The sequence below is a fragment of the Salinibacter sp. genome, assembly GCF_036626415.1.
Taxonomy (GTDB): domain Bacteria; phylum Bacteroidota; class Rhodothermia; order Rhodothermales; family Salinibacteraceae; genus Salinibacter.
This window is the reverse complement of record NZ_JAZKRW010000113.1, coordinates 1-9,754: the sequence shown is the minus strand read 5'-3', so window position 1 is coordinate 9,754 and position 9,754 is coordinate 1. Positions and strand designations below refer to the sequence as shown.

The 9,754-nt window shown below is 67.9% G+C and carries 6 protein-coding genes; 4 read left to right on the top strand and 2 right to left on the bottom strand.

The genetic code is table 11. The features are described 5' to 3' along the window. Nucleotides 1-349: 349 nt before the first annotated feature. Nucleotides 350-1,468 carry a 6-phosphofructokinase gene (locus V5A20_RS11285; protein ID WP_332327371.1) on the bottom strand — a complete coding sequence of 373 codons (1,119 nt, stop codon included), beginning with the start codon at nt 1,466-1,468 and terminating at the stop codon, nt 350-352. Nucleotides 1,469-1,751: 283 nt separating this feature from the next. On the opposite strand from V5A20_RS11285, the gene V5A20_RS11280 reads away from it, so the two are divergent. Beyond that, complete coding sequence (locus tag V5A20_RS11280; protein ID WP_332316886.1) at nt 1,752-2,159, top strand: DUF2237 family protein; 408 nt, start codon at nt 1,752-1,754, stop codon at nt 2,157-2,159. Nucleotides 2,160-2,169: 10 nt separating this feature from the next. On the opposite strand, the gene msrB is transcribed toward V5A20_RS11280, so the two are convergent. Then, complete coding sequence (gene msrB, locus V5A20_RS11275; protein WP_332316885.1) at nt 2,170-2,730, bottom strand: peptide-methionine (R)-S-oxide reductase MsrB; 561 nt, start codon at nt 2,728-2,730, stop codon at nt 2,170-2,172. 710 nt (nt 2,731-3,440) lie between these two features. Between msrB and V5A20_RS11270 the strand changes: the two genes are divergently transcribed. The 3 genes from V5A20_RS11270 to V5A20_RS11260 all read left to right on the top strand — a co-directional run. After that, nucleotides 3,441-5,786 (top strand): TonB-dependent receptor, encoded by a 2,346-nt coding sequence (locus V5A20_RS11270; protein WP_332316884.1) that lies wholly within the window; start codon nt 3,441-3,443, stop codon nt 5,784-5,786. Nucleotides 5,787-6,517: 731 nt separating this feature from the next. Continuing rightward, nucleotides 6,518-7,171 (top strand): cytochrome c3 family protein, encoded by a 654-nt coding sequence (locus V5A20_RS11265; RefSeq protein WP_332315357.1) that lies wholly within the window; start codon nt 6,518-6,520, stop codon nt 7,169-7,171. 107 nt (nt 7,172-7,278) lie between these two features. Further along, the coding region (locus tag V5A20_RS11260; RefSeq protein WP_332327370.1) for a hydrogenase at nt 7,279-9,754 on the top strand (2,476 nt) is incomplete at its 3' end.

Here is a 9,754-nt window from a genome sequence, read left to right as displayed (position 1 = left end):
CCGTATTTATCGATTGGAGAACGGTTATCAGATAGTTTGATCCAAAAGATTATTTCACAGGCAGGGCGAGACGCACCCTTTCTGGGGCGCCGTCCGGAAAGAACGATTTCTCCCGCGTCTCAGAGTCCCCCCGGAAGATGTTGTCCAGCGGATGCTTGCGTAGAGGTCACCCCCCGGTGCAATTCCTGCCTGTGGGCGTTCGGCCGGGGCCGGATTCAGTCCTCTGTTTTGGACTGCAAATGGTGCAAGATATGTTCCAGCAGCCGCGCGTCCCGGTGTGATTGTCCCGTGGCCAATGTCCGACCGGGGGGGCGACGCGAGACGGAGGGAAGGAGGAGCGAGAGGCTTTTTAGAATGTAGGCTGGGTGTGGGCCGCCAGGTCCGCGTCCTCCACCCCGAACGAGGTGCCCACGTCGAGCCCCGATGTAAGGAGGGGATGATCGGCCGGGACGGTCCGGGTCTTGTCGGCGATCTCGTGGAGCGGGACCTGCGTGAACGCGTCGTTCTGGACGGCCACCATGACCCCGCTGGCCCCGTCGGCGGCCAGCGCGGCGGCCCGGCTGCCCAGGGCGGTGGCCAGGTTGCGGTCGTAGGCGGTGGGCGACCCGCCCCGCTGCATGTGGCCCAGGACGGTGGTCCGCACGCTGGTGTCGAGGGGCTCCCGGAGCTGTTCGGCGAGGACCCGGCTGATGCCGCCGAGGCGAATGGAGTCGGTATACTCGTCGCCCCGTTCCTGCACCACGTAGTCGCCCTCCTTGCGCCGGGCGCCCTCGGCCACGGCGACGATCGTGAAGCGCTGCCCACTCCGCTCCCGGTCCCGGCACACCCGCGCCACCTCGTCCACCTCGTACTCAATCTCGGGGAGGAGAATCACGTCGGCCCCGCTGGCCACCCCTGCGTGGAGCGCAATCCAGCCCGAGTACCGGCCCATCGTTTCGACGATCATGACCCGGTGATGGCTCTGCGCCGTTGTGTGGATCCGGTCGATCGCGTCGGTCGCGACGCTGACGGCGGTGTCGAACCCGACCGTCCGGTCGGTGCCCACCAGGTCGTTGTCGATGGTCTTGGGCACGCCCACAATGTCGATGTCGAGCTCAGTCAGGCGATTCGCAATCGACATCGTGCCGTCCCCGCCGATCGCCACGAGGGCGTCCAGGTCGAGGGTGCGGTAGGTCTTGACCACCTGGGCGGAGACGTCGGCGCCCCCACGAGGGAGGTAGTTGAAAGGGTCGGCCTTGTTGCTCGCCCCGAGGATGGTGCCGCCCCGGGTCAGGATGCCGCTCACGTCGCGGTAGCGGAGCGGCTCGACGGTGCGGTCGACGAGGCCCCGAAAGCCGTCGCGGAAGCCGAGCACCTCCGCGTCGTGCTGGAGGGTGAGGCTTTTCGTGACGGCGCGGAGCGCGGCGTTAAGGCCGGGGCAGTCGCCCCCGCCGGTGAGAACGCCGACGCGAAGGGAGTGATTGGGCATGGGCGGTATGGGGGAAATGCGAGGCGGGCGCGGTGGAGGGCAGAACCAACCTGGGCGTCCCCGGCGAAGGTCCTATGCGGAGGCCCTCCGGAATGTACAGGGGGCCTGCGAAAAAACGGTTCGTTCGAACAACGGCAGGTGCGTCTGCTGCGTGGAGGCACGCCACAGAAGGGGCGCGAGCTGGAACCGCTGCGATCAACAAAAACCCCGGCCCTCATCGCACGTTGAAGGCTGTCCCAGCATTCAAGGCTCACTGACGTGCTCGCAAATCAACAACCATCCCATGAAGGTCCAGCAATCGAGAAACGTCCTCGGCGGGGTGCTCCGCGCGTGTTCGACAGAGCCCGAGACCGGCTTCTACCGCGACGGCCACTGCCGAACCGGGCCGCGCGACACGGGCAGTCACGTGGTGTGCGCCGAGATGACGGAGGCGTTTCTGGAGTACACGAAGCGCCAGGGCAACGACCTGATGACGCCGCGGCCGGAGATGGACTTCCCAGGGCTGGAGCCGGGCGATCGGTGGTGCCTCTGTGCCGCGCGCTGGAGCGAGGCGGTGGAGGCCGGCGTGGCCCCGCCCGTTGTGCTGGCGGCCACCAACGAGGCGGCCCTGAAGGCGGTGGACCTGGAGATGCTGAAGGCCCATGCCCTCGACGCGCCGTCTCCGGACGAGGGAGGGGCCGACGGGCAGTAAGGCCGCCGAGTCAGGTCCGCAGTGCGGGCAGGGGCTCACCGGCCGGGACGAAAGAGAGCGCGAGGCCGTTGTTGCAGTAGCGGAGGCCCGTCGGTTCGGGACCGTCTTCAAAGATGTGCCCCTGGTGGCCGCCGCAGCGGGCGCAGTGGTACTCGGTTCGGGTGTAGCCCAGCTTCGTGTCCTCCTTCGTGTCCAGCTGGCCGTCGAGCGGGGCCCAGAAGCTCGGCCAGCCCGTTCCGCTCTCGTACTTGGTCGTCGATGGGAAGAGGGGCAGCCGACACGCGGCACAGATGTACGTGCCCTCCCGCTTCTCGTTTAGCAGCGGGCTTGATCGCCGGGGCTCAGTCCCTTCTTCGAAGAGAATGTGAAACGCATCGTCCGACAGAAGGGACTGCCACTCCGCCCGCGACTGGTCCAAGGGGGGCGGGTCTTCGGGCAACGAATGCACCGCGAGGGTGTCGGAAGTCGCAGGTGAGGAGGAGGGGGTCGACTGGCTCGGGCTGCACGCGGCCAGCGCGGCGGGGGCCACGGAGACCCAGGCCAGATGCTTCAAAAAGGTTTTGCGGTCCATAAGGCCAAGGACGGTTGTGGGAGAGGGAGATGTAGCGTTACGGGGGATTCGCGGACAGAATGTTTCAGTTTGCCCTGCAGATCATAGAAGGGTCACCTCAATGAAACGAGGCAAGGCGGCATAAGTTGGTCCGAAGAGCCAAATGGGCATAATCATTACGGTCCCTCTTGATCACAGCCACTCGCCATGCGCGCGGCCCTGCGCTCATTTCGGAGGCCTTGGTGGGGACGCCTGCTAACAGGGTTGCTCGTGGGGGCTCTATTTCTGCAAGGGGGATTTGTACAAGGGCTTGTCCAGGTCGCCCACGAGACCCTGGGGACCCACCAGTGTGCCCACGCCCACCAGGACGTCTGTCCGAGAAATCCGGACGGCCCCTGCACGTGCGCCCACAGTAGTCCTGACGAGCCCGGCTCCGAGGGGCCGGTCCTGCGGGCGTGCAACGGCGAATCGAAGGCCGTGAGTCCGGGGTCGGTCCCTCGGTGGCACGTCCCTGACGTTCCTACGATGCCGGCGCCTCGCGTGTCCGAGGCCTCCCTCACATCTGCGCCAGCCTCGTTGTCGCCGCAGCGCGTGGGCGACGAGGTCTTTCGTCCTCCCCGAACGACGCCGACCCACGCCTGACTTGACCCGTCGGGTGTGCTCCGGGTTCCGTCGTTCGAGTCTCTGTGCGGTTGGGTCATCCGCACCCGAGCAAACTCAGGAGGATGTCTATGGACCGCTACACCGTTTCAACACTCGTCGCCCTCTTCGTTCTGTTCATCATCCCGCCCGCCGCGGCTCAGTCAACCGGCACCGTCGAAGGACGGGTCTTCGAGCGGCAGACGGACACGTCCCTGCCGGGGGTCAACATCGTGGTGCCCGACCTGGACCGCGGAGCCGTGACGGACGGGGAGGGGCGCTTCGTGCTGCGAGGCGTGCCGCCCGGGACGTACCAGCTGCAGGCCCGCTTCGTAGGCTACGCCCCCACCACGCGCACCGTGCAGGTCAGGGCCGGCCGCACGGCACAGCTCCGCATTCGCCTGTCCCGCTCGTCCGTCGAGATGAGGGGCATCCAGGTTACCGCCCTGTCGCCGGATCGGGACCCTACCGGCTCGCTCGACGCGGAGCAGATCCGGACGGCCGAGGTGGCCGACCCCGGCGCGCTGCTCCGCGACCTGCCGGGCATTAGCTCCGTGCGGCGGGGGCCCGTGGGGCTCGACCCCAACGTGCGGGGCCTCTCTGAGACGGAGGTCGGGGTCTACATCGGCGGCATGCGCACCTTTCCGGCGGGGCCGGCCCGCATGGACTCGCCCATGAGCCACATCGACCCCAGCACCATCAAGAGCATCGACGTGGTAAAGGGGCCGTACGCCCTCACCTGGGGGCCCGGCAACATGAGTGCCGTGCAGGTGACGCAGCGCGGCGAGGACCCGCCCCGCACCCCGCTGACCGGCGCCGTTCGCGCCGGGTACGACACGAATCGGGACGCGCGGGAGGCGACCGTCTTCGGAATGGGGCGGCAGGGCGACTGGTTCTACAGCGTCAACGGTGCCTGGCGGGGCGGCAGCGACTTCGACGCCGGCGACGGGCAATCGATTCCGGCCGACTACGAGTCCGCCGAGGGGCGAGCCCGCGTCGGGGTGGAACTGAGCGACCGGTCGACCCTCTCGCTCAGCGGCAGCTACCAGGACCAGGAGGACATCGACTATCCGGGCCGCCTCCTCAACGCCGACGTCTTCGAGACCGGCATGGGGCAGCTCACGTACGAGTTTGCCCAGGACGAGAACACGCTCCGGGGCCTGACGGTGCGGGCCAGCGCCCAGCAGACGCTCCACGGCATGACGAACCGGGGCAAGCCGACCTTCGAGGCCGGGGCCAACCGGCCGCCCCTGCGCATCGGCGTCGACTCGGAAATTCAAAACGTGAGTGGGCGGGTGGCGGCGGACCTCGCGCTCGGGGCCTGGGACCTTACGGTGGGGGGCGACGTGGTGCACACCTTCCGGGATGCCACCCGGCCCCTGGAGGCCGTGATGCCGGACGGCAGCCGCGTCGTGCCGGGGTTCTACAAGAGAGGAGGCGAAATCCTCGACCGGGCCTGGCCCGGGGTGACGATCACGCAGGAGGGCGCGTTCGTGGAGGCGAGCCGTGCCCTCGGCGACCGCTGGACCCTCACCGGCACCACGCGCCTCGACCTGGCCCAGTCCGACGCCAACGATCCGACCTCGTCGTTTCTGGAGACCGCCGGCATCTCCGAATCTGGGCTCGACCGGAGCGACGTGATGCCGAGTGGGGCGGTGACGGCGTCGGTGGCCCTCACGGAGCGGTGGACCCTCTCGCTGGGAGGCGGGACGGTCGCGCGGCCGCCCAGCGCCCTGGAGCGCTACGCGGACCGGTTTCCCGCCAGCAAGTCGCAGACGAGCGCCGAATTTCAGGGCGTTCCGTCGCTCGATCCGGAGCGCAGCACGCAGGGCGACCTCTGGCTTGAGGGCGGTGGGCAGGCCTGGTCGCTCAGCGTCAACGCCTTTGCCCGTCGCGTTGACGACTACATCACCCTCGCCCCCACGGACATCGAACCGATTCTGCCGCTGAGCCCGGAGACGGTGTTTCGGTACGTCAACGGGGCGGCCACCTTCTACGGGACAGAGGTGGACGCGACCCTGTCCCTCGCGGGGCCGCTCACGGCCCGGGCCTCCGGAAGTTATCTGTGGGGCGAGGACGAGACGGCGGACGAGCCGGCCTTCGGGGTGTCGCCCGCGTCGGCCGCCGTTGGCCTCCGGTGGACGCATCGGCCCACCACGCCGGTCGTGGCCGAGGTCTTTGTGGACGGGGGCGTGGAGCTCGTGGCGGAGCAGGACCGCGTGGCCACCACCCGCGGCGAGACGGGCACCGACGGCTTCACCACGGTCGACCTGCGAGCCGGCGCGACCCTGCTGGAGCGCGTGCGGCTCGACGTGAGCGTCGAAAACCTGTTCGATGCAGCGTACGTCAACCACCTGAACGCCAAGAACCCGTTCTCCGGCGACTCGCTGCCGGAGCCGGGCCGCGTCGTCTCCACGACGCTGCGCGTGCAGTTCTAACTGGCGTCGATGGAGGTGCGGGCCGAGCGGCCGAGGCCGGGTAGGGCGACCTTGTACGACCGATTTTGTGTCGACACGAAGCCCCTCCGTGAGCCCCCGGTGTCGGACGATCGGCTGTTTCTGGGCATACAGACACAGGTTGTGCTTGACGGCGGCTTGGGGGCGGGCAAGTCGTGGTGACGTGCTTGGCGTCTGGCGTGCGATTTGGGAGTGAAGCCCCGCAGGCGGAGCCGATCCGCCGGCCCCCGTCGCCGCTCCTCACGGGTGCGCGGCAGGCCCCACGCCGAGAACAACCCGGAGGGCGACGAGTGAAGGGAATGCGGGACGTTTAGTCCGGCAATAGGCGAGTCTGGCAACCAGGAGACACTGAACGGATGGGGGGCTGACGGATGGCGCATCGGAGTGGCTCGAGAGAAGGGCCTCCCGTGGGCCGGTTCGGCAGAGAGTGAAGAGCGAAGTGAATCCGTTCTCCCTTTGTCACGTTCTGTCTCTGCGTCCGGGGAAAAATTCCCCCAAAGGCTGTCTAAGAATCTTCACTGGGGACGTTAAGGTTTGGCGTAAATCCTGCGGCTTTCAACAGAAGGAGGCCCGGACTCTTGGCTTGCCGGTCGCTATATCGTATGTTCTGACTGCGTTGGAGCTGAATCCAGAGACGGAAATTTCGATGGAGCTGCGCGCTCGGATGAGAAGACAGCGGTGCCCGATTGCTCACTGTCGAATGGCTCGTTAGTATGCCGCAATTCTTTCCCAAGAAGGCCAACACGCTGCCCCTTCTTTCCTTGGGGGCCTCGGTCCTCGGAGGGGTCCTTCTGGTGTTTTTGGTCTGGTACTATTTCTCCCCCGAGTTCAAAGTGGTGGGCTATCAGCCGGATCAACCCGTGCCGTACAGCCACGAGACCCACGTCGACAAGCTGGGCATGGACTGCCAGTACTGCCACACCAACGTGGCGAACTCGAAGCACGCCAACGTGCCGTCCACCCAGACCTGCATGACGTGCCACAACCAGGTTCGGAGCAACTCGCCGAAGCTGTTGCCGGTGCGCGAAAGCTGGGCGAACAATGAGCCCATCGAATGGACGAAGGTGCACCACCTCCCGGACTATGCGCACTTCAGCCATGCGTCGCACGTGAACAAGGGGGTGGGGTGTGAAACGTGCCACGGGCGCATCGACCAGATGGGGGCGGACGGCGTGTATCAGGCCGAGCCCTTGTCGATGGGCTGGTGTCTGGACTGTCACCGCCAGCCGGAGAAGTACCTCCGGCCCAACGACCAAATTACGACGATGGGGTACACCCAGCCGGCCAGCTTCGTGGAGCGCAACCTGGAGCGCATCGAAGAGCAGGGCATCCAGCCCCCCACCAACTGCTCGGCCTGCCACTATTGACTGCTTGGGGGATCGTCTTGCGTCTGGTGCCGTGGCGAAGAGTTTGTGGGGCCTGACGTGCGACGCTCACCACTTGGCACCCTCAACCCGCAACGTTACAGCCCAGTATGATCGAGCTAGATGTTATCGATGCAGAGGCGGCCGCCCATGAGGGGGAGGAGGAGTCGTCGGGGCCCACCTTCTGGCGCCACTGGCCCGAATCGGACGCCGATGAGGACGGCGACGACCTCATGGAGTTTGCGCCGGGCGACAGCGAGCCGCCGAGCGGCGCGTCGCGTCGGCAGTTTCTGCAGCTGATGGGGGCGGCCATGGCCATGGCGGGGCTGGCCGGGTGCCGGCGGCCGGAAGAGAAAATTCTGCCGTACGCCCGCGAGCCGGAGACGGTGACGCCGGGCATTGCGGACCACTACGCCACGGGCATGCCGTTCCGCGGGGTGCTGCGCCCGGTCGTGGCCCAGAGCAACGAAGGACGCCCGACCAAAATCAAGGGCAACAGTGACCATCCGGCGGGGCAAAGCGGCACCAGCCCGTACGAGCAGGCCTCGGTGCTCAATTTGTACGACCCCGACCGCTCCCGGTCTGTCCGGCAAGAGGGGCGCACCGCTTCGTGGAGCGATTTCGTATCGTTCTGTCGCACGTTGGGCAACGAGGCGGATCAGCGTCAGGTGGCCGTCCTGGCGGAGGAGACCTCCTCCCCAACCGTGCAGGCGATGCGGCAGCGCATGGCGGATCGCTTTCCGAACCTGCAGTGGGTGTCGTACGCCCCGACGGGCACCGATCCGCGGCGCCTCGGCACGCAGCAGGCCTTCGGTCGTCCCCTGCGGCCGCGCTACGAGCTCGGGGCGGCGGAGGTGATCGTGAGCCTCGACGCCAACTTCCTCGACGGGCGGGCCCCCGACTTCGGCTACCACACGCAGGGCTTTGCGGAGGGGCGGCGCCTGGACGACGCGGAGGATACCATGAGCCGGCTTTACACGGTGGAGAGCCGCTACTCCACCACGGGCGGCAGTTCGGACCACCGGCTCGGAATGCGGGCCGGGCGCATTCCCGCGCTCGCCGCGGCCCTCGCGGCGGAGCTGGGGGTGGGCGAGGCCCCGGACGTGTCGTGGAGCGAGAGGGAGCGCCTGCACGTTCAGGAAATGGCCCGCGACCTGCGAGCGGCGGGCGAGCACGGCGTGGTGATGGCGGGGGAGGCCCAGCCGCCCGAGGTGCACGCCCTGGCCATGGCGGTGAACCAGACCCTCGGGGCCCTCGGCACCACCGTCACGCTCTTTGACACGGGCGCGGCCGAGATTCAGCCACAGGACGAGGCCCTGGCCGACCTGACCGCCTCGATGCAGGCGGGCGAGGTGGACACCTTGTTCATGCTGGGGGTCAATCCCGTCTACGACGCCCCGGCCGAACTGGGCTTCGAGGAGGCCCTCTCCAACGTGCGCGACACAGTGCACCTGGGCCGCCTCCGCAACGAGACGGCCCAGGCGGCGCGCTGGCACCTGCCCCGCACCCACTACCTGGAGCAGTGGGGCGACGGGCGGGCCTACGACGGCACGCCCTCGATCGTCCAGCCGCTTATCCGGCCGCTCTACGACGACGCGCATTCGCTCATCGAGGTGCTCAACGTGGCCGCGACCGGTGTGGACGCCAGCGGCCACGATCTCGTCCGCGAGCAGTGGCGGGCGCAGCTCTCGGAGCCGTTCCGCGAGCAGTGGCGCCAGGCGCTGCACGACGGATACCTGGACGCGTCCGGCTACGACGTCGCTTCGGTGGGCCCGGCGACCGTGCCGTCCATCGACGCCCCTGCGTCCGACCCGGATGAGATCGAAGTCGTCTTCCGCACAGACTCGAAGCTGCTGGCCGGGCGCTTCTCCAACAACCCCTGGATGCAGGAGCTGCCGGACCCCATCACGAAAATCGTGTGGGACAATGTGGCCGTCATGAGCCGAGCCACGGCGGACGAGCTGGGGGTCGAGGTGCAGCGCCGCGAGGGCAATTTTTACGCCGACCGGGTGGAGCTGACCCTCGAGGGCGAGTCCGTCGAGCTGCCCGTGTGGGTGCAGCCCGGGTATCCGGACGGCTCCATCGGGGTGTCGATGGGCTACGGGCGCACCATCGCCTCCACCCGCGAGTCCGAGAGCACCCCGTTCTGGGACACCAGCGACCAGACCAACATCTACAACGGGAGTCCCGTCGCGGGCGGGGTCGATGCGTCCGGAGGGTCGATAGACGTGGTGGGGGGGAACGTGGCGCCGATGCGTCCGAACGGGGGGCGTGTGGCCACCGGGGCCGACGTGACGCCGACCGACAGCGGGTACCTTCTCGCAACGACGCAGGAGGAGGGAAGCATGCAGGGGCGTCCGATCGTGCGGTGGGCCACCCTGGACGAGTTCAAAGAGGACCCGGAGTTCGTCAACGAGTCGCAACCGCCCGTCCCGGAGCTCGGCCATGGTGGCGACGGCCACGGGGAGGGAGAGCACGGGGACGCCGGGGGCCATGGCGGCGACGGGGCGGCCCAGGACGTGTCGGGGGAAGGGCTAGAAGCGGGGCCGGGGGCCGATGCCCATGCCGCGGACGACATGCCCGAGC